The sequence below is a fragment of the Tessaracoccus zhenghani genome, from assembly GCF_054552775.1.
This window is the reverse complement of sequence record NZ_CM137275.1, coordinates 2,790,801-2,815,314: the sequence shown is the minus strand read 5'-3', so window position 1 is coordinate 2,815,314 and position 24,514 is coordinate 2,790,801. Positions and strand designations below refer to the sequence as shown.

Annotated in this window: 21 protein-coding genes and 4 pseudogenes; 6 read left to right on the top strand and 19 right to left on the bottom strand. The window is 68.0% G+C overall.

Annotated features, from left to right (window positions below):
* Positions 1–15 precede the first annotated feature (15 nt).
* Positions 16–1,347, bottom strand: a complete 1,332-nt coding sequence (locus tag ACX1DX_RS13230) for an ISL3 family transposase (protein ID WP_459396964.1) — start codon at positions 1,345–1,347, stop codon at positions 16–18.
* Positions 1,348–1,605: 258 nt separating this feature from the next.
* On the opposite strand from ACX1DX_RS13230, the pseudogene ACX1DX_RS13225 reads away from it, so the two are divergent.
* A pseudogene (locus ACX1DX_RS13225) lies at positions 1,606–2,166 on the top strand (transposase); the annotation flags it as partial.
* 115 nt (positions 2,167–2,281) lie between these two features.
* Here the strand turns inward: ACX1DX_RS13225 and ACX1DX_RS13220 are convergent.
* Genes ACX1DX_RS13220 through istA form a run of 4 tightly spaced genes read right to left on the bottom strand, consistent with a single transcriptional unit; the run spans position 2,282 to position 6,054 of the window.
* Positions 2,282–2,764 (bottom strand): ATP-binding protein, encoded by a 483-nt coding sequence (locus ACX1DX_RS13220; protein ID WP_459398221.1) that lies wholly within the window; start codon positions 2,762–2,764, stop codon positions 2,282–2,284.
* A gap of 51 nt (positions 2,765–2,815) precedes the next feature.
* Complete coding sequence (locus ACX1DX_RS13215) at positions 2,816–4,168, bottom strand: IS256 family transposase (RefSeq protein WP_459396963.1); 1,353 nt, start codon at positions 4,166–4,168, stop codon at positions 2,816–2,818.
* 39 nt (positions 4,169–4,207) lie between these two features.
* A complete protein-coding gene (locus ACX1DX_RS13210) occupies positions 4,208–4,504 on the bottom strand; it encodes an ATP-binding protein (RefSeq protein WP_459396962.1) in 297 nt (98 codons plus the stop codon).
* Positions 4,501–6,054, bottom strand: coding sequence for an IS21 family transposase (gene istA / locus ACX1DX_RS13205; RefSeq protein ID WP_459396961.1), 1,554 nt, complete (start codon positions 6,052–6,054; stop codon positions 4,501–4,503). The genes ACX1DX_RS13210 and istA overlap by 4 nt, the downstream gene beginning before the upstream one ends.
* A 166-nt stretch (positions 6,055–6,220) precedes the next feature.
* On the opposite strand from istA, the pseudogene ACX1DX_RS13200 reads away from it, so the two are divergent.
* Positions 6,221–6,982: pseudogene (locus ACX1DX_RS13200) on the top strand (ISL3 family transposase); the annotation flags it as partial.
* Here the strand turns inward: ACX1DX_RS13200 and ACX1DX_RS13195 are convergent.
* Positions 6,965–7,183: a hypothetical protein gene (locus tag ACX1DX_RS13195; protein ID WP_459396960.1), complete on the bottom strand. Its 219-nt coding sequence runs from the start codon at positions 7,181–7,183 to the stop codon at positions 6,965–6,967. The pseudogene ACX1DX_RS13200 and the gene ACX1DX_RS13195 overlap by 18 nt on opposite strands.
* A gap of 165 nt (positions 7,184–7,348) precedes the next feature.
* On the opposite strand from ACX1DX_RS13195, the gene ACX1DX_RS13190 reads away from it, so the two are divergent.
* The gene (locus tag ACX1DX_RS13190; protein WP_459396959.1) at positions 7,349–7,951 is read left to right on the top strand and encodes a transposase; all 603 of its coding nucleotides are present in this window, start codon (positions 7,349–7,351) and stop codon (positions 7,949–7,951) included.
* 339 nt (positions 7,952–8,290) lie between these two features.
* Here ACX1DX_RS13190 and ACX1DX_RS13185 read toward each other — a convergent pair whose 3' ends face one another.
* On the bottom strand, positions 8,291–9,367 hold the full coding sequence (locus ACX1DX_RS13185) for an EpsG family protein (protein ID WP_459396958.1): 1,077 nt from the start codon (positions 9,365–9,367) through the stop codon (positions 8,291–8,293).
* Positions 9,368–9,524: 157 nt separating this feature from the next.
* On the bottom strand, positions 9,525–10,919 hold the full coding sequence (locus ACX1DX_RS13180; protein WP_459396957.1) for a tyrosine-protein kinase domain-containing protein: 1,395 nt from the start codon (positions 10,917–10,919) through the stop codon (positions 9,525–9,527).
* Between the two features lie 181 nt (positions 10,920–11,100).
* Here ACX1DX_RS13180 and ACX1DX_RS13175 point away from each other — a divergent pair, with 181 nt between their 5' ends.
* Entirely contained in the window at positions 11,101–11,916 is an 816-nt protein-coding gene (locus tag ACX1DX_RS13175; protein ID WP_459396956.1) for a hypothetical protein, read from the top strand.
* Positions 11,917–11,964: 48 nt separating this feature from the next.
* Here the strand turns inward: ACX1DX_RS13175 and ACX1DX_RS13170 are convergent, their stop codons facing one another.
* The 10 genes and pseudogenes from ACX1DX_RS13170 to ACX1DX_RS13125 form a co-directional block, all read right to left on the bottom strand.
* Positions 11,965–12,588, bottom strand: coding sequence for a prolyl oligopeptidase family serine peptidase (locus tag ACX1DX_RS13170; protein WP_459396955.1), 624 nt, complete (start codon positions 12,586–12,588; stop codon positions 11,965–11,967).
* Positions 12,589–12,926: 338 nt separating this feature from the next.
* A pseudogene (locus ACX1DX_RS13165) lies at positions 12,927–14,063 on the bottom strand (prolyl oligopeptidase family protein); the annotation flags it as partial.
* A gap of 9 nt (positions 14,064–14,072) precedes the next feature.
* Positions 14,073–14,456 (bottom strand): MerR family transcriptional regulator, encoded by a 384-nt coding sequence (locus ACX1DX_RS13160; protein ID WP_459396954.1) that lies wholly within the window; start codon positions 14,454–14,456, stop codon positions 14,073–14,075.
* The gene (locus ACX1DX_RS13155) at positions 14,408–14,743 is read right to left on the bottom strand and encodes a hypothetical protein (protein WP_459396953.1); all 336 of its coding nucleotides are present in this window, start codon (positions 14,741–14,743) and stop codon (positions 14,408–14,410) included. Before ACX1DX_RS13155 ends, ACX1DX_RS13160 begins: the two co-directional genes overlap by 49 nt.
* Positions 14,744–14,837: 94 nt before the next feature.
* Positions 14,838–16,070, bottom strand: a pseudogene (locus tag ACX1DX_RS13150) (serpin family protein).
* A complete protein-coding gene (locus ACX1DX_RS13145) occupies positions 16,067–17,290 on the bottom strand; it encodes a serpin family protein (protein WP_459396952.1) in 1,224 nt (407 codons plus the stop codon). The pseudogene ACX1DX_RS13150 and the gene ACX1DX_RS13145 overlap by 4 nt, the downstream one beginning before the upstream one ends.
* Complete coding sequence (locus tag ACX1DX_RS13140) at positions 17,287–18,702, bottom strand: serpin family protein (RefSeq protein WP_459396951.1); 1,416 nt, start codon at positions 18,700–18,702, stop codon at positions 17,287–17,289. The genes ACX1DX_RS13145 and ACX1DX_RS13140 overlap by 4 nt, the downstream gene beginning before the upstream one ends.
* 1 nt (position 18,703) lies before the next feature.
* Positions 18,704–19,189 (bottom strand): SigE family RNA polymerase sigma factor, encoded by a 486-nt coding sequence (locus tag ACX1DX_RS13135; protein ID WP_459396950.1) that lies wholly within the window; start codon positions 19,187–19,189, stop codon positions 18,704–18,706.
* Between the two features lie 360 nt (positions 19,190–19,549).
* The gene (locus tag ACX1DX_RS13130; protein ID WP_459396949.1) at positions 19,550–20,635 is read right to left on the bottom strand and encodes a hypothetical protein; all 1,086 of its coding nucleotides are present in this window, start codon (positions 20,633–20,635) and stop codon (positions 19,550–19,552) included.
* A 1-nt stretch (position 20,636) separates the two neighbouring features.
* Positions 20,637–21,143, bottom strand: coding sequence for a SigE family RNA polymerase sigma factor (locus ACX1DX_RS13125; protein WP_459396948.1), 507 nt, complete (start codon positions 21,141–21,143; stop codon positions 20,637–20,639).
* A gap of 431 nt (positions 21,144–21,574) precedes the next feature.
* Between ACX1DX_RS13125 and lplAB the strand changes: the two genes are divergently transcribed.
* Positions 21,575–22,624 (top strand): lipoate-protein ligase LplAB, encoded by a 1,050-nt coding sequence (lplAB, locus tag ACX1DX_RS13120; RefSeq protein ID WP_459396947.1) that lies wholly within the window; start codon positions 21,575–21,577, stop codon positions 22,622–22,624.
* Here lplAB and ACX1DX_RS13115 read toward each other — a convergent pair.
* Positions 22,590–23,543, bottom strand: a complete 954-nt coding sequence (locus tag ACX1DX_RS13115) for a COX15/CtaA family protein (protein ID WP_459396946.1) — start codon at positions 23,541–23,543, stop codon at positions 22,590–22,592. The genes lplAB and ACX1DX_RS13115 overlap by 35 nt on opposite strands.
* Before the next feature lie 98 nt (positions 23,544–23,641).
* On the opposite strand from ACX1DX_RS13115, the gene ACX1DX_RS13110 reads away from it, so the two are divergent.
* The gene (locus ACX1DX_RS13110) at positions 23,642–24,472 is read left to right on the top strand and encodes a carbohydrate kinase family protein (RefSeq protein WP_459396945.1); all 831 of its coding nucleotides are present in this window, start codon (positions 23,642–23,644) and stop codon (positions 24,470–24,472) included.
* Positions 24,473–24,514 lie beyond the last annotated feature (42 nt).

Sequence of the window (24,514 nt, the reverse complement as noted above, 5' to 3'; positions counted from 1 at the left end):
TACCTGAGCGTGGGGTCATAGTCGTAGACCGCCGCCGATGAGGAGCATTCTGAGGCGGTAGTTGTCGGGGTCGCGGAACCCTCGGGCGACGCGGCGTGCGAGTTCGATCAACCCGTTGATGGATTCGGTTCCGCCGTTGTTGGCGCCGCCGGTGGTGAAGTAGCCCAGGAACGCGTCGCGCCACTGGTTCAGCGTCCGGCCGAGGCGGGCGATCTCCGGGATCGGACATGAGGGGAACGTGGCGAGGATCTTGTCCGCGACCCTGCGGCCGTCGGCGTGACTGGACTGGTGGTAGACCGAGCGGAGCTGTTGGGCGCAGTGCCAGGCGACCTCGACTTCGACGTGTCGGTCGTCGGCTGTGAACGCGGTCTCCAGGCGGGTCTTCTGCCGGTCGGTGAGGTGTTCCTGCCCGGCTCGCAGCAGGTTCCGGATCCGATACAACGGATCGTCTCTGCGTCCGCGGTGGCCGTGGATGTCCTGCTGGACCCGGCGGCGGACCTCATCGACCGCGGCCGTCCCGAGCTTGACCACGTGGAACGCGTCGAGCACCGCGACGGCGTCCTCCAACTGGTCGTTGATGGCGTTCTTGTAGCCGTGGAACGGGTCCAGGGTGGCGATCTCGACGCCTTTGCGGAACGTGTCGCCGCGGTCACGCAGCCAGGTCTTGTAGGCCTCACCGGAGCGGCCCGGGACCAGATCCAGCAGCCGGGCTCGGATGTGTCCGTCCTTGTCGCGGGTGAGATCGACCATGCCGGTGAACTCCTTCGGGCCGCGTCCGCCCTGGTCGACGGGCTTGGTGGAGACGTGGTGCCAGATGTGTTCGTCGACGCCCAGCGAGGTGACCCCGGCGAAGCGGGCCTCGTCGGCGGCGGCGGCTTCAAGGATCGGCTTGACCGCTCGCCACAGGGTCCTCCAGGTGCAGCCGAGCTGCCGGGCCATCCCCTGAACGGAGGCGTTCTCCCGTCGCATCTGCCCGATCGCCCACGACGTCGCGCGACTGGTGAGCAGCGCTCTGGGTCGCGCCACATCGGGGTCTTGCTCCATGAACGAGTTCACCGGGCACATCGGTTCGGGACACAGCCAGCGACGTTTCCGCCACCACAGCTTCACCGGCGCCGTGAAGCACGGCGCGTCGATCAACTCAACCCTCTGCCGGCCATGCGCATGCGCGATCACGCCGCAGGCGGGGCAGCCCATCACCTCCGGCGTCCGTGACTCGACCTCGACACGCAGCCCCGCGTCGTCGCGCTGGACGCCGACCACGTGGAGCCCAGGCAGACCGACCAGAAGGTCGCAGCGCTGACAGTAGCCGCCGCCGGCACGGCAGCAGGAAGTAGAATCGGGCACGTCGAGGTCCTTGAAGATCAGGTGGTGTGGTAACCCCGATTCTTGAGGGCCTCGACCCCCTTCACCCCGCCGACACGCCCGCCATCGGATCCCCGCTCACCCCACGCTCAGGTACGAAGAGCCAGTAACGGTCCCCCGGGGGAAATGGGGCTCATCACAGATGAGGGTGTAGGGGGCTGTTCGGCGCGTCGGGCCGGGTAGGGGTCGAGGTCTCCCGATGATGGAAGTTCTCACACTGCCCATCTGGAAGACCTCGACGTGTCTGATGCTACCCCTGTGGCGGGGTTCGCCTGCCCTGACCTGACCTCGTTCTGTCGGCTCGACGAGCTCGGCCTGGAGGTCACCGGCCAACTGCTGGAGCCTGGCCGCGCGGTCCTCGCCTGCCGGGTCGTGGAGCCGGATCAGTGGTGCCGACGCTGCGGCTGCGAAGGCCTCGCGCGTGACACCGTGACGCGGCCGTTGGCGCATGAGCCGTTCGGCTGGCGGCCGACGACCTTGCTGGTCACGATCCGCCGCTACCGCTGCACCGGCTGCGGGCATGTGTGGCGACAAGACACCAGCCTCGCCGCGGAACCGCGGGCGAAGATGTCACGCCGCGGGCTGCGGTGGGCGTTGGAGGGGCTGGTCGTGCAGCACCTCACCGTCGCCCGCGTCGCCGAGGGGCTCGGGGTGTCGTGGAACACCGCCAACACGGCGGTCCTGGCCGAAGGCAAGCGGGTCCTGATCGACGACCCGACCAGGTTCGACGGCGTGAAGGCCATCGGCGTGGACGAGCACGTGTGGCGCCACACCCGCCGCGGTGACAAGTACGTCACCGTGTGAGTATTTGACGCTGTGGGAGCCGGGGGTTCGTGCGGTCCAGCGCCGGGGTTGGTGCGGGTGAGCGCCGGTGGTGACGTGGCTGGGAGCCACCACCGGCGCTGACCCTGCGGGGTTAGGTCTGCGCGGCGGTGTGCTCGCGCATGTTGTAGGTGCCGGTCTCGATCCAGAGGGTGTTGTGGACGATGCGGTCCATGATGGCGTCGGCGTGGACGCCGGCGCCGAGGCGCTGGTGCCAGTCCTTCTGCTGATACTGGGTGCAGAATACCGTTGAGGTTTCGCCATAGCGGCGTTCCATCAGTTCCAGCAGCATCCCGCGCATCGATTCGGTGGGACGATCCAGAAGCCATTCATCGATCACCAGCAGCGTGAAGGCAGCGTACTTGCGGAGGAACTTCCCGGCTCCACCGGTCTGTTCCTGGGCCGCGGTCCAGGCCTCCTCGAGGTCGGGCATCCGGATGTAATGGGCCCGGATCCGGTGTTCGCAGGCCCGTTTCGCCAGCGCGCATCCCAGATACGACTTCCCGGATCCGGTGAAGCCTTGGAACACGACGTTCTGCTGGCGGGTGACGAACTGGCAGGAGCCCAGATGGGACAGCAGGCGAGCTTGTCAAGTTGTTTGTGTAAGTGGTGGTCTCCGGGGGTTGGTTTAGAGGTGGGGGTTGATGCGGTCGGGGTAGGCGATGGCGAGTTGAGCCAGGGCCTGTTTCCAGTTCGTGGTCACCTGTCCTTCGACGAGGCGGCCTTCAGCGTTGCGCTTGGCTCCTCGGGGTCGTCCTTTCTCCTTGGCCCGGTCACGGGCTCGTTTGTCCTCGATGTTGCAGATCGCCAACCACAGCAGCTTGACCGCGGCGTCATCGGAAGGAAAGTGGCCTCGGTTCTTGGTGACCTTCCGCAGTTGGTAGTTCAGCGACTCAATCGCGTTTGTGGTGTAGATCACCCTGCGCAGCATCGGCGGGAACGCGAGGAACGGGATGAACTTCGTCCAGGCGTCCTCGAAGACCCGGACCGTGTTCGGGTTGCCCTTGCCCAGCGGCGAGGCGGAGAACTCGTCCAGCGCCGCCCTCGCGGCGTCGGCGTCAGCGGCCTGGTAGACAGGCTTCAACGCTGCCGCGACGGCTTTGCGGTCCTTGTAGGACACGAACCGCATCCCGGCCCTGATCAGGTGGACCACACAGGTCTGGACCGTCGACTGCGGCCAGGTGGCCTCGATCGCCTCGGGGAACCCGGTCAGCCCGTCGCAGCACACGATCAACACGTCCTTGACGCCCCGGTTCGCGAGCTGTGCACACACCCCGGCCCAGAACTTCGCCCCTTCCGTGGCCTGGATCCAGATCCCCAGCACGTGCTTGATGCCGTCCATGTCGACACCGACGGCGATGTGGGCGGCCTTGTTCCGCACGTGGGCGCCGTCGCGGATCTTCACCATGATCGCGTCGAGGTAGATCACCGGATAGAACGAGTCCAGCGGCCGCTGCTGCCAGGCCAGGACCTCATCGGCGACCTCGTCGGTGATCTTGGAGATCGTCTCGCGGCTGATCTCAGTGCCGATCGTGGAGACCAGATGGTGCTCGATGTCACGCACCGTCATCCCGCCGGCGTAGAGGCTGATGATCATGTCATCAAGCCCTGAAAGGCGCCTGGAGCCCTTCGGCACCAGCATCGGGGTGAACGTTCCATCCCGGTCCCTTGGGATCGCCAGCTCGACGTCGCCGGCGCTGGTCGAGACCTTCTTGGAGAAGGAGCCGTTGCGTGAGTTCGGGAACGCGGGCGCTTCCGCGGAGCCCTTGTCGTAGCCGACGTGCTCGGTCAGTTCAGCCTGCAGGCCCCGTTCCAAGCCGGCCTTGATCAGCTGCTGGATCAGCCCGTCCTTGCCCTCGAGCTGGACCTCACCGGCATCGATGCGGGCATACAGGTCATCCAGCGCACCGGAGGCCTCCAGCGCGGCGACGCCTTCCCTCTGGGCACGTCGCCGGTCTTCACGGTCTTCCTTGGTGGTCATGGTCATCAGTGTGTCTGCTTCCTTGTCAGGAGCCACCCCTTACACAAACCATCTGACACCCTCCAGCAGGCTGCGGTCCAGCCCTCGTTCCTCAAGCAGGTCGATCCGGCGCAGGTCAGCGTTCGGGTAACGCAAACCGGCGCGTCGGATCAGGCCGGTGACCTTGGAGTGGGTGAACGACGAGTAGGCCTCATCGACAGCCATCCGGAGCCTGTCCTCGAACGCCAACCCGGCCGAGACCACTGGGTCTTGGGTGTCGATCGCAGTCAGCAGGTCGGTGGCGTTCATCTCCCGCAGCTTGCGTTTGGTCTCGATGTCCAGCAGCGAGGCGCTCATCGGGTCCCTCCGGCGTAGTAGTCGCTGCCGCGGACATAGCCGCCAACCTCGTCGGCGGTCTCGACGCTCTGACCGGTCTTGTCCTGCCCGGTGTCCAGGATCGGTCTCAGATGGGCGTAGCGGATGTTGCGCACCGGTCCCCGCAGCGCCAACTGGCAAGCTGCCTCCACCCGGGCCGGGGAGAAACGTCTGGTCAGGCGCAGGATCGCCAGCGCCGGGTCATGGGCCTGCTCGGCGATGGGGACCGACTCGAACACCCGGTCGGTCACCGCCTTTGTGGCGGGCCCCACCCGGTCCGCCCAGGCGTCGATGCGTGTCCTGTCCCACGGTTGCCAACCCCGACCCTCGGGCAAGTCAGCATCGTTGGTGCGGTACTTGTTCGAGGTGTTTGAGGGCAGCAGCAAGTGACTGGCCAGGCGTTCATCACCGCGGTAAATCTCGATCATCGTCTGCGTGAGGCGCAGGTCGACCTTCGCCCCAATATGGGCGAACGGGACCGAGTAGTAATTCTTCGACCAGACGACATGGCCGTTGCGGCCCACCTTGCGGCCATAGACCCACTGGCTGATCTCGAACGGCGCCGCCGGCAGCGTCCCGAGCAGCGGCCGTTCCTCGGATGCGAAGACGCTGCGGCGGGACCCTTCCCGCTTCTGGAACGGTGTGGTGTTGTAGGCATCCACGCGTTCCCGGATCCGGGCCTGCAACCCGGACAAGGTGGTGAACGTCTCGCTCCGCAACCCCGCGATCACCCACGTCGCCACGTGCGCGACGGTGTTCTCGACACTGGGTTTGTCCTTTGGGTGCCTGACACGGCCCGGCAGCACCGCGGCCGAGTAGTGCCCTGCCAGCTCCCGGTAGGCGTCATTGAGGACGACCTCCCCCTCACGGGGATGGGAGATCACACCGGTCTTCAAGTTGTCCGGCACGATCCTGGGGACCGTGCCGCCGAAGAACTCGAACATCGCCACGTGCGCCCGCAACCACGACTCCTGCCGCATATCCAACGAGGCGTGCACGAACGCGAACCTGCTGAACGGCAGACACGCCACGAACAAATACACCTTCGACACCTCGCCGGTGGTCGGATCCAGCAGCTCCATCGTCGGCCCTGACCAGTCGACCTCGACGCTGCGGCCAGCCTTGTGACCCACCCTCGACGAAGCACCCAGGACGGCCGCGTAGTCGGCATACAACCGGCAGAACCGGTCGTAACTCATCACCGGCTGCCGGTCCCGCACCGCCGCGTCCTGATACTCCTGATGCAGCAGCCGAAGCGTCACCCCGACCCGGGCGAGTTCCCGATGCACCCGCCCCCAGTCAGGCTGGGCGAAGACGCTCTCCCGGACACCGCGGCCCGGGAACAACACCTCGTAGACCTGCCCGTCAGACATGCCCTCCGCCCGGTCCCAGCCCAGCCCGGCCTCCTCGGCAGCGTCGATGACCGCCTGCACGCTGTGCCTGGACATGCCCTGCCCGGCAGCAATCGCTCTGCCCGACAACCCTTGCGAACGAAGCTGCAACACCAACTTCGCCTTGATCCTGCGTACCATTACCGGTACTCCTTCCCGCCCACGTGGCCCTCACATAGGCGGGAAGGAGCCTAGAAGCAGGTGGCGCTCAACCACACCAACCACGGCGCTCAACCACACGATTCGGCACCCGGGCCGGTGGCGCTCAACCGCACCACACCCGGCCCCCAGGACCGCCAATACTCACGTGATCATCGACCTGACCGGCATCCGCGGCCGCACCGGGCCTGCCAGGCTCCTCGACATGGTCGAAGGGCGCTCCAAGCAGGCGTTCAAGCAGTGGCTGTCCGAACGCGACCAGGCATGGCGCGACAGAGTTGAGGTCGTCGCGATGGACGGGTTCACCGGGTTCAAGACCGCCACCACCGAAGAGCTGCCCGACGCGACCGCCGTCATGGATCCCTTCCACGTGGTCCGCCTCGCCGGCGACGCCCTCGACCGATGCCACCGACGCGTCCAACAGGCCATCCACGGACACCGAGGCCGCACCAGCGACCCGCTCTACTCGGCGCGCCGCACCCTGCACACCGGCGCCGACCTCCTCACCGACCGGCAGAAGGACAGGCTCACTGCCCTGTTCGCCGGCGATGATCATGTCGAGGTCGAAGCCACCTGGGGCATCTACCAACGGATGATCGCCGCCTACCGTGAACCCGACCGGACCAGAGGCCGGGCCCTGACGACCAGCCTGATCGCCTCGGTCAGCCACGGCGTCCCCGCCGCGTTGACCGAGGTGATCACACTCGGCCGAACACTGAAGAAGCGAGCAGACGACGTGCTGGCCTACTTCGACCGGCCCGGCACCTCGAACGGTCCCACCGAGGCCCTCAACGGCCGCCTCGAACACCTCCGCGGATCAGCACTCGGCTTCCGGAACCTCACCAACTACATCGCCAGATCACTGCTCGAGACCGGCGGATTCAGACCCCGATTACACCCTGGATTGTGATGAGCCGGAAATGGGATGCCCCCTGCGGGGTGATCGCGCATGCCCCACGGCGACGTCGTCCCAGCCGATCCCTCCCCGGGCGGCGGCGTCGATCACCGCCGCCACGCTGGTGCGGGACATGCCCTGCGCGGCGATCTGCCGCCCCGTGAATCCTTCTGCGCGAAGCCGGAGCACCAGCTCCGCCTTGATTCTGCGTACCATCCGAATTTCTCCTTCTGCCGCGCGATAGGGCCGCGCGGCAGAAGGAGCCTAGAAACAGTGGCCCTGAACCCGAATATTCGATGCCCCCGAACAACGCGATCGCGTCTGTCAACGCGATCGGCCCCCGACAGCAATACCAGTGGTCCTCAGAAGAGCGAATACTCAGTGTTCCGCAAGGGCGTCGAGATCGCCACGCTGGACCCCTTCCACGGCTGCAAGAACGCGATCAACGACCAGTTGGAGGACGCCGTCGCGGTGCTCGACGCCTTCCAGGTCGTCAAACTCGCCACGGCTGCCGTGGATGAAGTCCGCCGCCGGGTCCAGCAGGACATCCACGGACACCGCGGACGCCGAGACGATCCGCTCTACCTGCATCCTCATCGGGTACCTCCTACATCGGAGTTACACCGGAAAACGTACAGTCCCCAACAGCTCTGGCGCTCAACGAGCCGAATATTCACCTGGCACTGCGCGCAGCATCAGCGCTCGGCCTATCACCAGGCGCGTCGTGCTGACGGGCGTCGGGTCGCGGAGGAGATCCTATCCTCGTTCCCGACGTGTCCGATCCCGGAGATCGCCCGCCTCGGCGGCACGCTCGACCAGTGGCGCGACGCGTTCTTGGGCTACTTCACCACCGGCGGCGCCAATGACGGCGGAACCGAGGCCATTAACGGCCTGATTGAACTCGCCCGACGCCGCCAGAGGATTCCGCGACCCGACAACTACCGCCCCAGAATGGTGCTGCTCTGCGGCGGATTACGCCTCTGACCCCACGCTCAGGTTGAAGAGCCAGCAATCCGCCTGAGCCGACGAAGCTGACACCCGAGCCCGCGCTTTCGCGATCAATTGCCGCCGGTCTGCTGAAGGTCAACGGGCCTACCGTCACGGACCGATCATCTCAGCCCCTGTCGCGCACCTTTGGGTCACGCCTGTCCCAGATCCACCGTTTTCCAGAAGTTCCGCTTAGGGTGGCGAAGAAGGAGTTGCTCACGCGCTAGCAACTGGCGATGGACGCCAGGATGCACCATAGATGCGATTCAACGAAGGGTTGAAGGGGACTACAGGGAGGATATCCAAACCTCATACATGCGGACCATGGGGTTGTGACTACTGCCTCTCCCAGATCCACGAGAACGCATGCAAGTCCGGTGAACCGGTCACCTCGAGATACCAGAAGATTGCGAATAACAAGGTGATCGCAAGACGGACCCATTGCCTCGACAACGGTTCTCGGAACGCGGTCAACGACGCGAGACTGAGCGGGACGAAAATTAGCGTATAGAGCGTATATCGGTATAGATATGCACTGACCGAGAACGGGATTGCAATGGCGGCGTGAACGATCGAAAGATTCCTGTAAAACCATGCGGATGGGTCACGATCTTCAGCTCGAAGCCACAATAGGTAGACCAGGACAGGCGCCACCGCCACAACGACCCTTAAAGGGCTGACAACCTGGGTTACATAGACGCTCACATCGGCCTCGGCGAGTTGAAGTACGAGCTGGAGCAACTGTCCCGAAAATACATACCCAGTCACCGCCAAGGCTGCGGCAAATGAGAGACCCCAGCCTCCAAGCCTGCGCCTTGGCACCCAGAATAGAGGTAGCGCAACTACCGCACTTGCATGGAAGAGTGATGCGACACCAACGATGAGAAGGTAGAGAATGAATTTCCGTTGCAAAATGAAGCGATGGCCAGCAAACACAATGGCGATGGCAATTGCCTGCCTCACTGCGTTGAATGAGAGGTGCCACGATCCAGAGAGGATGTATAGTCCAAAGATGAACGCGACTGGCCCTCCACGTGCAGCGAGCGCACACACGGCCGTTCCTACAGCCAGGAGGGACGCAAAGAAGAACATCGTAGCCGCATCGTCATAAATCCAGGAGGAAATGAGGGCTAGGAGTTTAAAGGCTGGCTCATCGACCTTCACGAGTGCGTCCATAAAGCCATCCCTGTAACTAGGGTACAGCCGCTCATAGACACGGTAGTCTGTTCCCACTCTCCACCTGAGGGCAGCGACAAGAGTCAGAAGTACGCCCACACATCCAATCAGGACCCGCCTGATATAGCTTAAGTCGTTCCTTGCAGAGAGGTCCGTTTCAACCGCTGTACCGCGAGTCCATTCAGCAGCGAGAGAAAGCAATAGGACCGATGCGATTACACCGTAATAGGTTACCATGCCACCTCCCCATTCAGAAGAACATCCGGTCTACTGCATCGAGGAGCACCGACAGTTGTATTCGCATCTATATCGACGGCTGCGTCCTCAGCGCGACGGGCATCGGCACGCTCCGCGTCGAGCCCTTTGGCGAGGTTGGTCTCTCTCCCTCTCATGCCTAGCGGCTAGGGCTGGAGGTGTAGTACCCGCCGTAGACGTCAGCTCGAGTAGCTGGGACATCATTGAGAACCAGCCCGAGAAGGTCGACCTCCGCCGCCTGAAGACTGTTCAAGGCGCCATGTAATTGTGGGCGTCGGATGTAACCGGAGCGAGAGACTACAACCACCCCTCCGGCCTGAGCTCCGAGCACGACTGCGTCTGTCACCGGCAGAACGGGAGGTGCATCCATGAGCACGTAGTCGTACTGGCGCTCCACGGTCGCAAGAAGGTGCCCCATCGCCTCCGAGCCCAAGAGCTCCGAAGGGTTCGGAGGGATCGTCCCTGCGGGGAGGACGGAGAGGTAGCCAGGAGCTACATCAATGATCAGGTCCTGGAGGGAACCGCGCCCCGTCAGAACGTCGGTCAGCCCCAGTTCACTGTCAATGCGAAGCCGTGCCCCAACCTGCGGCCGTCGAAGATCCGCGTCGATCAACAGCACTCGCTCCCCGGCGAGGGCCAGGACCCGGGCGAGGTTGGTGGAAGTCTCAGTCTTACCCTCACCAGGGAGCGAGGATGTGATGACCATGGAAGAGCGACGCTCGCCCCCTAGGCCCACGAAGCCGATGCTAGTACGCAGTTTTCGGTAGGCCTCAGCACTGGCCCACTCGATACCCTGGTCCTCGGCGGCCCGGCCCGCCGCGGTCTTCTCGCGGTGTCCGATTTCGGCGAGGATGGGGGCATCCGTCACCTCCGCCACGTCTTCACTGGTCCGCACCCGGGTGTCCAGCACGCTGCGCAGAACCGCTTGGCCCAAGCCGAGCAGAAGGCCAAGCAGCGCGCCTAGTGCGAGGTTCATGGCCGGACGCGGCGCCGAAGGAGTAGTGGGCGCCACGGCCGAGTCGATCACTGTGGCGCTCACCAGACGGGCGCCATCGGGGCCAGCCGGAGCCAGGGACTCAGTGGAGCGCTGCAGGCTGGCGGCCACTGAGTTGGACAAGTCGGCTGCCGCTTGCGGCGACCCATTCTCGGCACTGACCTTGATGATCGACGTGGCGGTTGGCGAAGACACACTGAGTTTGTCAGCCAACTGCCCCACTGTCAGATCCAGTCCGAGCTCATCGATCACGGGCTGGAGCACCAAGGCGGAGCTGGCTACCGAGACGAGAGACCCAACCTGACGCTCCGCGTAAGTTGCCCCTTGGGACAGTTCGCCCGCCGTGCCGCCGCTTTCCACAGTGATGAACAGCGACGACGTGGCGGTGTACTTCGGGCTCTGAAGCAGGGTGAAGCCAGCCGCGACGGCGATACACAGGAGTGCGGTTGCCAGCGTGCTCCTCCAGTATCGGCGCACGATCTGCAGGTACTGCTGCAACTCCATAGATGTTTCCTTGTCCGGCAGGGCGATCCAGATCAATCCGGAGCCTTGTAACGTTGGTTCACAGTGGGATGTCGGGGCAGCGACAAGTCACTGCGGTGGATACACTAGCCCGAACTGCCCTGAGTCTCCGATTCGGGGCCCGTCATGATCGCCACCTCAGGGCGGATTGCACTACCCTCTGAGACGTTCCGTGAATCACTGACAGGAAGACAGGGTCATGAGCGCTACCCGCGATTTCGGCAGGCTGAGCATCATCGGCTTGATCGTGCTCGGCGTGGTCGCCGTCGCCCTCGCCGCCGCCGCGCTGCTGATGAACCGGCCCATCGAGGCTGCGCCTGCCCCGAGCGGGGCCTCCACCCCTGCCGTGACCCCGTCGTCGGATCCCGTGGCTGAATCGTCATCGCCGTCGGTGGTCATCTCAGAGTCGGCGACCCCGTCGCCCACCGCAGACGTGAGCGAAAGTGTGCCGCCAGCCGTCGAGACGTCGCCGGAGCCGAGTGCGTCTGGGTCGCCGGCCGTCGGTGGGTCCACCGTCGTGGTGATCGGCGATTCGCACTCCATCGGCGACGACACCTGGGTTACCACCGCCGCAGAGGCGCTGGGCTGGGGTGAGGTGGTCAACCTCTCCTCCCCCGGCCGCGGCTACATCACGTCGCCCCGCTCCTGCGACTTCACCCCGTGTGCGGACTTCGCCCGCTCCGTCGGCCTGGTCGCCGACGCTGATCCTGACGTCGTCGTGACGTTCGGCGGGGTCGCTGACGGTGATTACAGCATCAGGCCCGGTGCCGACGCGTACTTCACCTCCTTGCGGGAGGCACTACCGGACGCCGAGATCGTCGGCATCGCGCCAGTCACCACGGAGGATGTGGCTGAGTACTGGCTGACGATGCACGGTCGCAGCATCAGCGCGGCGCTGGACGCCGTCGACGGGGTGTTCGTGAGTGCCGGCCAGCCTGGGTTGGGCGACGGCACGTCGTTGTCGGCTGAGGCGCAGGACGCGATTGCTGCGGCTGTCGTGGCGGCGCTGGGTTAGGTCGTCGGGCGCGCCTAGAGCCCATCGACCAGTCGCAGAGCGACTTGCTCAGGGGACGAGGCCGGTGTGGTGAGCGGCGAAGGCCAGCAGGTCGGCCCACTCGCTGGCGACCATCTGCAACGACTTCCCCGCACCGTGGCCGGCTGAGCTCTCCACCCGGAGCCACGCCTCGGCGGGCGACACCGCCTGCAGCGCCGCCGCGAACTTGAAGCTGTGCAGCGGCACCACCCGGTCGTCGTGGTCAGCGGTGAGGATCATCGTCGGCGGGTACTGGGCGCCCTCTTCGATGCGGTGCAGCGGCGAGTAGGCGTAGGCCGCGTCGAAGCCCTCGGGGGTGTCGGGGTCGCCGTAGTCGCTGATCCACGCCGAACCGATCGTGAACTTGTGGAACCTCAGCACGTCCAGCACGCCGACCGTGGGCATCGCCGCGGCGAACAGGTCGGGGCGCTGCGTGAGCGCGGCGCCGACGAGGAGACCGCCGTTGGAGCGGCCGTAGATCGCCAGCTGCTGCGAGGTGGTGACGCCCGTGGAGATGAGGTGTTCGGCCACCCCGATGAAGTCGTCGAACACGCGCTGCTTGTTGGCCAGGCGGCCGTCGTCGTACCAGCGGGTGCCGAACTCGCCGCCGCCGCGGAGGTTGGCGATCGCGAGCGCTCCCCGGCCGCCAGCCACGCGGACCAGCCGGGGCGGTAGTCGGCGAGGACGGGGATCTTGAAGCCGCCGTAGCCGTAGAGGAGCGTGGGGCGGGGGCCCGAGTGGCCGTCGTCGGGGGTGATGAGGAAGTACGGGACGGGGGTGCCGTCGGCGCTGGGCGCGCGGTGTCGCTCCATGGTGAAGGACGGCGCGAACCGCTCGGAGGCCGCCGAGAGGCTGATGGGCTGGGCGGGGAGGGGGTGGGGGCCCTTCGGCCTGCCCGGCTCCTCCGTCGCAGGGGCAGCCTCGGCGACCGGCAGCGGGACGTGGAAGGAGGCGGTGGGGGTGGCGATGGTGCTGAGGCCCACGAAGGCCTCGTCGCGCAGCGGGGAGGAGTCGAGGGCCACCAGGGCGCCGGCCGGGAGGTCGACGGGACGCGGATCTGAGCCGTCGAGGTTGCGGTACTCGACGCGGTGCTGGGCATCGTCGAGGTAGGCCAGGAGCATGCCGTCGCCCGCCGCTTCGACGGCGCTGAGCGTGGCGTCGGATTCCGGGACGACCTCGGTCAGTTCACCGCGGGCCACGTTCAGGCGGATGACCCGGCCCAGCGGGGCGTCGAGGTCGGTGTGCAGATAGATGTGGCCGCCGTCGGTGCGGATGAAGGTGTACTCGGCGTCGGCGGTGTCGAGGAGCTTGACGGGCTCGCCGAGGGTGGAGCGGCCATCCGCCGTGGTGATCGGGTAGACCCACAGGCGGTTGACGTTCTCCGTGCCGCGGAAGATGCTCACGACGAGCCAGTTGTCGTCGTGGCTGACCTCGCCGCTGGCCATGGTGTGCGGCTCATCGGGGAAGGTCAGCAGCAGCTCGTCGTCGCCGCCGGGGCGGTGGATCATGAGGCGGGCCACCCCGAGGCCGGCCGTCGCGGTGCCCCGGGCGTCGTCGGCCTCGTCGAACGTGGCGTACAGGAACGAGCTGTTGTCCGGCAGCCACGCGGGGCTGGAGAACTTCGCGGTGACCTCGCCGTCGAGGTCCTCGCCGGTGCGGAGGTCTCGGGTGCGGATGTGCTGCCAATCCGAGCCGCCGTCGCTGCGGGCGTAGGCCATCAGCGAGCCGTCGCGGGCGACGGTGAAGGTGGACAGCGAGGACGTGCCGTCATCGCTCCACGTGTTGGGATCCAGGACGACCTCTCCCCCGCCGACCAGCTCCTCGAGCGTGGGCGCGGTGTACCAGAGGTCCTGCGCGCTGGTGCCGTCGTTGCGGCTGACGAACCAGCGGCCGCCGCGCTTCAGCGGCACGCCCGCCCGGGGTCGCGCGACGATGCGGCCCATCAGCTCCCTGAACCAGCCGCGGGCGGGGAGGTGCTGGAGTTGGGCCTCGGTGAAGTCGCGCTGCGCCGCCACCCACTCCTGCACCTCCGGGTTGTCGGCATCCTCGAGCCAGCGGTACGGATCAGGGACGGTGGTGCCATGGAGGTTGTCGACGGTGTCGTCGCGGCGGGTGCGGGGGTAGGTCATGGAACCAGCCTATGGGGCCAGTTGCTGCCGAGCCGTTCGGAGGTCGCCCTCCCACTGCTGGCAGAGGCTGCGGGCGTCGTCGAGGGCCGCCTGGCGCTCATCGAGGTGCCGGGTGAGCTGTGCGAGGGCGGCGAGTCCGGCGTCGATCCTCTGCACCGGCGAGTCCTCGCCGCGCTTCACGGCCATGAGGTCGCCGATCTCCCGGATGCCGAAGCCCACCTTCCGCAGCGCGGTGATGACGCGCAGTGCGTCGACATCAACCTCGCGGTAGCGGCGGCGGCCGGAGGCGTCTCTGGGTGGGGCGATCAGGCCCTCCGCCTCGTAGTAGCGGACGGCCTCGACGCTCACACCGACGGTGCGGGCGACGGCGCCGATGGACGAGAGAGTAGCCATGCGCCAAGAATGCCCGCCAGGACGAGGATGCGGACGACGTGGTGCCAGATGTCGATTGGCTCGACGCCGGAGAGGCCCACAGCCAGCGGCGCGATGACGGCGAGGGCCGAACCGAGGATGAGGTTACGGCGGCAGCCTCGGAGCGCGCCGCGGCCGAGGAGGGCGGCGGCTGCCAGGAAGAGGAGGGAGATCCACCAAGCGCGGGGAAGGACGGCGACGGCGAGGACGAGCTGGAGGGCCGCAGCGGCAGCGAAGACGATGCGGAGGGCGATGTTGAGCTGCTTCATGGAGCTGACGCTAAGAGCTGAAGTGCACTTCAGGTCAAGGCGCGAGGGCCGGCGTGTGTGTCGGCGGTTTAGCCACGCTCGCGGAGCTCGCGGCTCAACCAGCGTTGGCGGCGGGATCGGCGATGGTCGCCAGGAACAAAGGCCAGCCGGTACGCGTGTCGAGCACGCGCAAGACGTAGGGGCGGTCCACCTCGAACACGCCGTCGAGCATGGGGGCGCTCTCCGCCACCGCCAACTCGGTGACGGCCGCGCCCACGGTGCCCTTCGCGCTGACCTGGAGGATCACCTGCTGCACCCACTGTTCGCCGTAGCCGCCGGGGAAAATGCCGCTGAGGTCGCTGAGGTCGATCTCAGGGAGGGCCTCCATGAGGTCCGTTTTGGATTTGAGGTCGAACGACGGCATGACCACCATCACCTGCTGCTCCTAGGCGTCATTGAGGGCGGCGGTCGCTGCCTCGAAGTCCTCCGCGGCCAATTCCTCCGGGCCCGTCCCCTCGTCAGGGAGCACGACATCGGCGGCCAGATTGTCGTCGTAGGGCAGCCGCACGGCCGTCCAGCCGTCGCCCTCGGCGAGGCGGGCCGTGACGATGCCGCTCACGCCGTCCACCTCACCCGCCCCGGCCGGGCCGGTGAACGGGACCTTGCGCTCCTGCTCGAACGGCGTGCGCCACGCGGCGGCGAACAGGACGGCGTCCTGCAGCACGGCGACCGTGTTGGGCTTGACCTTGACGCCCGACTTCTCGATGAGGCCCGCCGTATGGAGGTTGACCCACTCGTCGAGGCTGGCCTGCGCCTCCGCGCGCGGGGACTGCGCCGCGGCCGCGTCGTAGAACTCGGCCAGGCGGTCGAGGAAGGGCTGCTCCACCGTCGCGTCGACTGCGAGGACGCGGCTGGCCTGATGGACGACGGGGGTTTCCGGTGGGTCGTTGACGTCCACCTCGTCGGGGAGGGAGTCGTACGGGGCGAGCGCCTGCCGGAGGGCGCCGAACGCCTTGGCGCGGTCGTCGCCGGTGAGGCCCAGGATGTCGTCGAAGCTCTGCAGCGTGACAGTCTGCGCGCCCTCGGCCGCCTGGGCCATGGACATGCTGAGGGAGCTCGGGGAGGTGAGGCGGTTGTTGCCTTCGGTGTTCTGGATGACGCGCCAGGCGACCTCCTGGGAGTCGCGGGCCGCCTCGTCGACGTTGGGGGTGGTGTCGAGGGGAAGGTCGAGGACGGCTGCGGCGCCTTTGACCTCCGTCGCGATGGGTTCGGCGGTGGGTTGGGAGCAGGCGGTGAGGGCGAGGGCCGTGATGAGGAGCGCTGCCCGGCTCAGCCAGCGGATGTTCATGATTCCTCGCTCGGGTTGGAGATGGCCGCCAGGAACAGGGGCCAGCCGGTGCGGGTGTCCAGCACGCGGAAGACGTACGGGCGGTCCACCGTGAACGTGCGCACCTCTACCGACGGTCCGGCGCTCGTCGCGATAACCATCTCGGTCACGGCGGCGCCGACGGTGCCCTTGGCTGTCACGATCAGCTTGGCCTGCTGCGCCCACTGGGCCGCGAAACCGCCCTCGACGATGCCGCCGAGGTCGCTGAGGTCGATGTCGGGGAGGGCCTTGAGGAGGTCGGTCTTGGCGGCGAGGTCGAAGGCCGGCATGGTGACGTCCACCGGCTCCGGCTCAGCCTGCGCCAGCACGAACCGCGCCTCGGCGAGCTCACGCTCGGTCAGCTCCAAGGGGTCGACGCCGGGGCGGGGCAGGATCACGTCGGCCGCCAGGGCGTCGTCGTACGGGAGCCGCACGGCCGTCCAGCGCTCACCCCCGGCGAAGCGGACGGAGAAGGTGCCCGCGAGCCCGTCCACGGGCGTCACTCCGTCGGGGGTGTCGAACGGGATGGCCGGCTCGCCCGTGAACTCCTGCGCCCAGGCGGCGGCGAACAGAAGCGCGTCCTGCAGGACGGCCACGGTGGAGCCGTCGGGCGTCACGGCGGATTGCGGGATCAGGCCGGCGGTGTGCTTCTTGACCCAGGCGTCCAGGTTGGGTTTGGCGTCGGCGAGGGTCACCTGTTGGGCAGGGGCGTCGTAGAACTCGGAGAGGCGGTCCAGGAAGGGCTGCTCCAGCACCGAGTCCACGGCCACGACACGGCTGGCCTGGTGCACGACGGGGGTCTCGGGCGGGTCGTCGGCATCCACCTTGGTGGGGAGGTCGTCGTACGGTGTGAGCGACTGGCGGAGGGCGCCGAAGGCGCGGGCCCGGTGGTCGCCGGCGAGGCCGAGGGCGTCGTCGATGCTCTCGAGCGACCGGCCCCTGGCGCCCTCGGCGGCCTGGACCAGCGACATGCTCAGCGACGACGGCGAGACCACCCTGTTGAGGCCCTCGCCGTTCTGGACGGCGAGCCAGCCGAGCTCCTCGGAGGCGTCGGCCGCCTCATCGACGGAGGGCGTCGACTCGTACGGGAGGTCGAGGACTGCGACGACGCCCTTCGCCTCGCCTGCGTCGATCGCCGGAGCGGGTTGGGCGCAGGCGGTGAGGGCGAGGGCCGTGATGAGGCTCAGCCAGCGGACGTTCATGATTCCTCGGTCGGGTCTGAGACGGCGGCCACGAACAGCGGCCAGCCGGTGCGGGTGTCGGAGACGCGGAAGACGTACGGGCGGTCGACGATGAACTCGCGCTCCGCGGAGCCCCCGCTGCTCGTGAAGACGGCCATCTCGGTCAGCGCCGCGCCGACCGTGCCCTGGGCCGTGACGATCAGCTTGGTCTGCTGCACCCACTTCCCCGCGAAGCCGCCGTCGACGATGCCGTTGAGGTTGGAGAGGTCGATCTGCGGCAGCGCCTCCATGAGGTCGCTCTTGGCGGTGAGGTCGAAGGTGGGCATGGTCACGGTGACAGGCGCGGGCTCGGCGGCGTCGAGGGCCAGGCGGGCGGCCTCGAGCTCTTCGACGGTCAGGCTTTCGGGGGCCACGCCCGGCGTCGGGAGGATGACGTCGGCGGCGAGGTTGTCGTCGTACGGGAGCCGCACGGCCGTCCAGCGCTCGCCCTCGGCGTAGGCCACCGGCAGGACGTCTGAGACCCCCTCCACCGTCTTGGGGCCGGCAGGGGTGGTGAAGCTGATGGGCTGCTCGTAGCGGAACTCGTCGCGCCAGGCCGCGGCGAACAGCAACGCGTCCTGGAGGACCGCCACCAGGTCGGGTTTCGGCTCGATCGCGGACTGCTCGATGAGGCCGGCGGTGTGTTTGGTGGCCCAGGCGTCGAGGTTGGCCTTGGCGTCGTCGAAGGTGGTGGACTCGGCCTGGGCGTCGTAGAAGAGGGCGATGCGCTCGAGGAACGGCAGCTTCAGCTCAGAGTCGATGGCCAGCACCCGGCTGGCCTGATGCACGACGGGGGTCTCGGGCGGGTCGTCGGCGTCGACGCTTGCGGGGAGGGAGTCGTAGGGCAGCAGCTGCTCCCGGAGGGCGGCGAATGAGGCGGCCCGGGAGTCGCCGGTGAGGCCGAGGGTGTCGTCGATGCTGGCCAGCGATGCCCCCTCGGCTCCCTCGGCCGCCTGCACCAGCGACATGGACAGGGATGAGGGCGACACGACGCGGTTGGGGCCATCGGCTGCCTGGATGACGTCCCAGCCCAGTTCCAGGGAGCGCGTGGCGGCGAACTCCGGGGAGACCGTGACGGACTCCTCACCGGAGGCGGCCTCGGGCGTCCCCTCTGCTTCCGGGGCTGCCTCTTCGACGGGGGGGTGGGTGGATTCGGCGACCTCGGCCACCGCGTCGGTCACCGGCGCGGAGGCGGGCTCGGCCACGGGCCCGGCGCCGTTGCCCAGGTTCAGCGCCAGCGGCAGGATCAGCGTCCCGGCCAGCGCGAGGGCACCGGCGGCGACCAGCCCACGGGTGCGCCCACGGCGGCGGAGCGCCCCCCGGAGCAGGCCTGCGGGGACGGTGGGATGGGGGGCGGCGCGGTTGAGTGCGTCCCTGATGTCGTCGTCGTTCATCTCAAGCCTCCTGGGGCGTGAGGTGCGTCGACTCCCGGAGGGCGGCGCACGCTCGATGGGCGTACTTCTTCACCGCGCCCTGGCTGATGCCCAGCGCCTCGGCCACCTCCGCGATGGGCCGGTCCTCGACGTAGCGCATGGTCACCACCGCCCGCTGCATGCGGGGAAGGGTGGCCAGGGCGCGCAGCACGTCGAGCCGGAGCTCGGCGGTGGCGTCCGCGGCGGGTTGGTCGTCGTCGGGGACCTCGCTGGGGATCTCGGATCGCCAGCTGAGCCGTCGCCACCAGGAGATGTAGGTGCGGTACATGGTGGTGCGGAGATAGGCCTCGAACTTGTGGTCGTTGGCCAGGGTGTCGTAGGCGCCCAACGACTTCGCCAACGCGGTTTGGAGGAGGTCTTCCGCGTGATGGGAGTCGCCGGTGAGCACCCACGCGGCGCGGAGGAGGTCGCCACCACGGTGGGCGATGAACGCTTCGATGCCCTGCATGGCCACCTCCTCACCCTAACGACGCGGTGGGGGTCGCGGGAGGTTGTCACGGAGAAGCGGTCGGTTGGGCTGGAGCGGGGCGGGTGGGTGATGCGGCGCCTCGGGTTGGGCAGGGGTGGGTTGGGCAGAGTGAAGTTGTGCAGCAAGTCCGCCGCACAACTCAACAACGCCCGGCTGGGGCGCCGGTCCCGGGCTGGGCAGAGTGAAGTTGTGCAGCAAGTCCGCTGCACAACTTCACTCTGCCTCCACCCCCGACGGCGGGCCGGGCGTCGACGGCGGGCCGGGCGTCGACGGCGGGCCGGGCGTCGACGGCGGGCCGGGCGTCGACGGCGGGCCGGGCGTCGCCGGCGCCTCGGCGGCCTACCCGGCGAAGAGGGCGTCGAGCTCGGCGGCGAACTCCGGCGCGGGGGTCCAGCGCATGAGGCTGGTCTCGCCGCGGAACTCGTAGCCGTCGCCGCGCTGCTCGAGCCGCAGCTCGTCGCCCCACACGTTGCGCAGCACCAGGGTGCGCTGCCCGGCGTCGTCGCTGCCTGCGGCCTCGGTGGGGACGGAGTTGGCCAGGGCCTCCGCCCCGATCTGAGCAGCCACGGATTCACGCAACTCCACGTTCTTCGTCGGCTCGCCGGCCTCCAAGGCGCAGGCGTACCCGCCCACCACCTCGTCCAGCTCGACCGGGAACAGCGCCTGGTTGATCGCCACTGGGCACGCCTGCACCGGCGCGTATTCGCCCACGGGGCGTCCGAGCTGCACGCGCTGCGCCAACCAGCGGGCCTCGATCTCGTCGCGGAAGAACGCCTCGCTCCCCTGCAGCTGGTTCTCGCCGTCGGTCAGTTCAGTGGAGTCCTGGATGTCGCCGGTGAAGGAGGCCTTGCGGCCGTCGTCGTACTCGAAGATCACCGTGTAGAACTGCGCGGTCTCCGGGGCGTCAGCCTCGGTCAGCGGCGGCTGGGCGTAGAGGGCCCTTACGAGCCCATCGACGTCCACGACGAGCGGCTCCAGCGGGCCGACCGTGCCGTAATCGGATGTGCAGAGCCAGGCGCGGGCCGCGCCGGTGTCGATGGTGCCGATGTTGATCCAGCTGCCCACCGGCTCGTCGACCTCGTTGTAGCAGACCTCGGCTCCGGGCTGGCCGTCGCGTCGGGTCGAGAGCGACACCTCCGGCGACGGCGCGGTCACGCTGGGCGCGGGCTGAGGCGTCTCCTCCGGCGAGGTGGTGGGCGCCGCTGAGCTCACCGTCGGCTCCGGGGAGGCCACCAGGTTCTCGGCCCCACTCGACGACAGGTTGAGCGCCAGCGGGACCCCCAGCGCGATCACCACCCCGGCCGAGAGACTGCCCGCAACCATCTGACGGCTGCGGCGCTTGCGGCGGGCGGCGGTGGCCCATCCGTTGGGCGAGGGCGCCTGCGGCACCGATTGCTTGAAGAGATCATGGAAGTCGTCGTTCATGTCACTCACCCCTTCCTGCGAGGTGCTTGGAGGCGCGCAATGCGGCGCGGCCGCGGTACGAATGGGTCTTGACGGTGCCGGGTGAGATACCCAGGCGCTGGGCGATGTCGTCGGTGGCGAGATCCTCGAAGTACTGCAGCACGAGCACGGCGCGCTGCATGCGGGGCAGTTCCTCGAGGGCGCGGACGAGGTCGAGGTTGACGCCGTGCGGTGTCTCGGGGGCGGCCGAATCCGCGACGAACTCGGCCGCCTTCTCGTTGCGCCAACTGAGCTTGCGCCACCACGACACGAACGTGCGGTAGATGGTGGTGCGGACGTAGGCCTCGAACTGGGCGTCGTTGCCGAAGTCGCCGTAGCGCGTGAAGGTCTTGGAAAGCGCGGTCTGGACGAGGTCTTCGGCGTGGTGGGAGTCGCCCGTCAGCAACCACGCAGCGCGCCAGAGGCCCCGGCCGCGCTGCGTCACGAACCCCTCGAAGCCGAGGGTCGCCTCGCTGACGTCGTCGTTCACACGGCTCACCCTAACTGCGGCGGGAGCCGGTATGGCGAGTGTTTCGGCATGCACGGTGCCTCCTTGGTTGAGCGATCTGTCACCCCCAACACGCGTCGAGGGTGCCGTTCGGTGCACAGGCCCGGCGACATGCCTGAGTCGGGGCGCCGCGGCCGCCCCCGCGTCGCCCCCCGCGTCGAACCTGCCCGGCAGAGTGAAGTTGTGCAGCGGACTTGGTGCACAACTTCACTCAGCCCACCGTCGTGGCCGCTGCCCCCACCAGGCGTTGTCGAGTTGTGCAGCGGACTTGGTGCACAACTTCACTCAGCCCACCGTCGTGGCCCCCGCCCACCCCACCAGGCGTTGTCGAGTTGTGCAGCGGACTTGGTGCACAACTTCACTCAGCCCTCCGCCACCACGGGCCCCAACCCCGGGTGGGTAAGCTCATCGACATGCGTGGCGAATACAAGGTTCCTGGCGGCAAACTCGTGGCGGTCGACGTCGAACAGGAGGGCGACAGGCTCAGCCGCGTGGCCATCTCCGGCGACTTCTTCCTCGAACCCGACGAGGCCCTGGACGACATCAACGGCGCGCTGCTCGGCATGCCCACCACGTCGTCGGTGGTGGAGATGGCCGAAGCCATCACCGCGCGGCTGCACTCCGAGACGCAGATGATCGGCTTCACGCCGGAGGCCGTGGGCATCGCGGTGCGCCGCGCCCTCGGCCACGCCACCGACTGGTCAGACCACACGTTCGACGTCATCGGCCCCGTCTCCATGGACCCGCGGATGCACGTGGCGCTCGACGAGGTGCTCGCCGCGGAGCTCGCGAAGGGCGAGATCCGCCCCAGCCTCCGCATCTGGGACTGGGACCAGCCCCTCGTCGTGATCGGCTCCTTCCAGAGCTACAAGAACGAGATCGACGACGAGGGCCGCGCCCGGCACGGCATCGACGTGGTGCGGCGCATCACGGGCGGCGGCGCCATGTTCATGGAACCCGGCAACTGCGTCACGTACTCGCTGGTGGTGCCGGTGTCGCTGGTGGAGGGCCTCAGCTTCGAGCGCTCCTACGAGTTCCTGGACCAGTGGGTGCTGGGCGCGCTGAAGGAACTGGGCGTCAACGCGCGCTACGTGCCGCTCAACGACATCGCCTCGGACAAGGGCAAGATCGCCGGCGCCGCCCAGCGACGGGTCACTGGCGGCGTCGTCGTGCACCACGTGACCATGGCCTACGACATCGACGCCGACAAGATGCTCGAAGTGCTGCGCATCGGGCGCGAAAAGATGTCTGACAAGGGCACGAAGTCGGCCAACAAGCGCGTCGACCCCCTGCGCTCGCAGACCCAGATGCCCCGCGACGAGATCCTGGCGTCGTTCCTGAAGCACTTCGAGTCGCTCTACTCCACGCAGCGCCGCGAGTACTCCGAGGATGAGCTGGCGAAGGCGAAGCACCTCGTGGAGACGAAGTTCAGCTCCGAGGAGTGGACCAAGCGGATCCCGTGACGGCCTCCGGGGCCGTGGGCGCCGGCGAGCGTCCGGCGACGGATCCCGCCCGCCCGATGAGGTAGCCCAGTGCCCACACGATCCCCGACGCCAGCGCGGTGTACAGCACCGCGAGCGTGGCGTTGATGCCGTTGGTCTGGGTGAGCGCCAACCCCTGGGCGCGGATCAGCAGCCCCAGCGCCAACTCGAGGACGGTCAGCGCGGCCAGCACGACGGCGGGCATGCGCAGCTTGGGGCTGCGCGCGGCCTTCGCCACCGTCGCCGCGATCAGCACGAGCGCGGCGGCAGCCATCACGATGCGCGCCACCTGCAGCGCCGGGTACTTGTCGATGTCGAGCACCAGCCACAGCGGCCAGCTGATGCAGCGCGTGAACGAGCCCGTGCCCGCCGACGTCACGCCCGCCACGACGATGCCCAGCAGGTGCATGGAGATCAGCACGACGAGGGCGCCGAGGCCGAGGCGTCGCACCGACGGCGAGCCACCGTCGACCCGGGAAGTCACCGCAGCCGACGCGACGGTCATCAGCGTCATCGCGACCATCGCGCCGCCCACGTCGATGAGGGCCAGGCCGAGCGGCAGGGTGAACAGGATGATCATCATCCCGAACACCGCCGAGCCGACGGCCAGGCCCAGCGCCACCCAAGGGAACAGCCGGACCCGCACGTCGGCGGAGCGGCGCCCGAGCCACCCCGCCCAGCCCGTGAACACCAGGGAAAGGAAGGCGATGAACCGGTGCACGAACTCGATGACGGGGTTGTTCAGCCACTCGAACTGCGGGAGGGGCGCCACCTGGTCGGCGTAGCAGACCGGCCACGCGGGGCAGGCCGAGCTCGAGTCGGTCGCGCACACCACCGAACCCAGCACGATGGTCGTGAAGAGCAGCGCTGCGGCCACCCGGAACACGGTCGTCGAACCCACCTCTTGGCCTCCTTGCCACTTGGACGCGGAAAGCCTATCCAGCGGGTGTCCGGCGGCCCCGGCGACCCCGGTTCGGCGACGACGCCTACGCCGACTGGATGTGGGACACGCTGTCGGGACAGGAGAGCATCGACCTGTCGGCATCCCGGCGGTTCGAGAACTTCCACTCCGCGCTGACGGTGTCGATCGCCACCGAGGGGGACCGCGCCATGGTCACCCACGGGCACGACCTGCCCGAACCCCTGGACACGCTGATCGACCTGGCGCCGTCGACGAAGGCGGCGGTCGTCGACCTCGGCGGCGAGACCGCCTGGTGGGGCGCTCTGGCGGCCAAGGGCGCACTGATCTTCGCCGACATCGGCTACGACGAGACCGAACGCTGGGATCCGGCACGGCTCGAGCCGCTGCGCCACTGCTACGCGTTCTCACCCAACGCCGGCGAGGCCATGCACTACACCCGCACCGACTCCCCACGCGACGCCGTGCGCGCGTTGGCCGACCTGGTACCGCTCGCGATGGTGACCGACGGCGCCGCCGGCGCGTACGCCGTCGACTCGACGACGGGCGAGGAGGCCTACTGCCCTGCCGTGCCGGTGGAGGAGATCGACACCACGGGCGCGGGGGACGTGTTCGCGGCGGCGTCGGTGCTGGGCGTGCTCGCCGGCTGGCCGTTGGGGCACCGGTTGGCGTTCGCGTCGCTGTGTTCGTCGTTGGCGGTGCAGCAGTTCGGCGGGTCGCTCGCGGCCCCCGGCTGGGGTGACATCTCCGACTGGTGGAGGTGCGTGAAGCTCCGCGCGGCCGACGGCGACGTGTCGGCGGCGGGCAAGCTCGAGCGCTACGGCTTTCTCGACGACCTGGTCCCGAAGCACCGGGTCCACGGCGTCCGCCGCGCGGAGGGCACCTTCGCCAGCGCCTCCGACGCCCACTGACCGCAGCCGGTTCCTGAGGGGCCCCCGCGCGAAGCCGGCGCC

What these genes read in the sequence shown, in the direction of transcription:
- ACX1DX_RS13210 (WP_459396962.1), bottom strand. Translation starts at nt 4,504, where the DNA reads ATGAGCGCCTCGCTGCTGGACATCGAGACCAAACGCAAGCTGCGGGAG.
- istA (WP_459396961.1), bottom strand. Translation starts at nt 6,054, where the DNA reads ATGGTACGCAGGATCAAGGCGAAGTTGGTGTTGCAGCTTCGTTCGCAA.
- lplAB (WP_459396947.1), top strand. Translation starts at nt 21,575, where the DNA reads ATGCGTGGCGAATACAAGGTTCCTGGCGGCAAACTCGTGGCGGTCGAC.
- ACX1DX_RS13195 (WP_459396960.1), bottom strand. Translation starts at nt 7,183, where the DNA reads ATGGTACGCAGAATCAAGGCGGAGCTGGTGCTCCGGCTTCGCGCAGAA.
- ACX1DX_RS13215 (WP_459396963.1), bottom strand. Translation starts at nt 4,168, where the DNA reads ATGACCACCAAGGAAGACCGTGAAGACCGGCGACGTGCCCAGAGGGAA.
- ACX1DX_RS13130 (WP_459396949.1), bottom strand. Translation starts at nt 20,635, where the DNA reads ATGAACGACGACTTCCATGATCTCTTCAAGCAATCGGTGCCGCAGGCG.
- ACX1DX_RS13185 (WP_459396958.1), bottom strand. Translation starts at nt 9,367, where the DNA reads ATGGTAACCTATTACGGTGTAATCGCATCGGTCCTATTGCTTTCTCTC.
- ACX1DX_RS13140 (WP_459396951.1), bottom strand. Translation starts at nt 18,702, where the DNA reads ATGAACGACGACGACATCAGGGACGCACTCAACCGCGCCGCCCCCCAT.
- ACX1DX_RS13160 (WP_459396954.1), bottom strand. Translation starts at nt 14,456, where the DNA reads ATGGCTACTCTCTCGTCCATCGGCGCCGTCGCCCGCACCGTCGGTGTG.
- ACX1DX_RS13175 (WP_459396956.1), top strand. Translation starts at nt 11,101, where the DNA reads ATGAGCGCTACCCGCGATTTCGGCAGGCTGAGCATCATCGGCTTGATC.
- ACX1DX_RS13155 (WP_459396953.1), bottom strand. Translation starts at nt 14,743, where the DNA reads ATGAAGCAGCTCAACATCGCCCTCCGCATCGTCTTCGCTGCCGCTGCG.
- ACX1DX_RS13110 (WP_459396945.1), top strand. Translation starts at nt 23,642, where the DNA reads ATGTGGGACACGCTGTCGGGACAGGAGAGCATCGACCTGTCGGCATCC.
- ACX1DX_RS13135 (WP_459396950.1), bottom strand. Translation starts at nt 19,189, where the DNA reads ATGCAGGGCATCGAAGCGTTCATCGCCCACCGTGGTGGCGACCTCCTC.
- ACX1DX_RS13145 (WP_459396952.1), bottom strand. Translation starts at nt 17,290, where the DNA reads ATGAACGTCCGCTGGCTGAGCCTCATCACGGCCCTCGCCCTCACCGCC.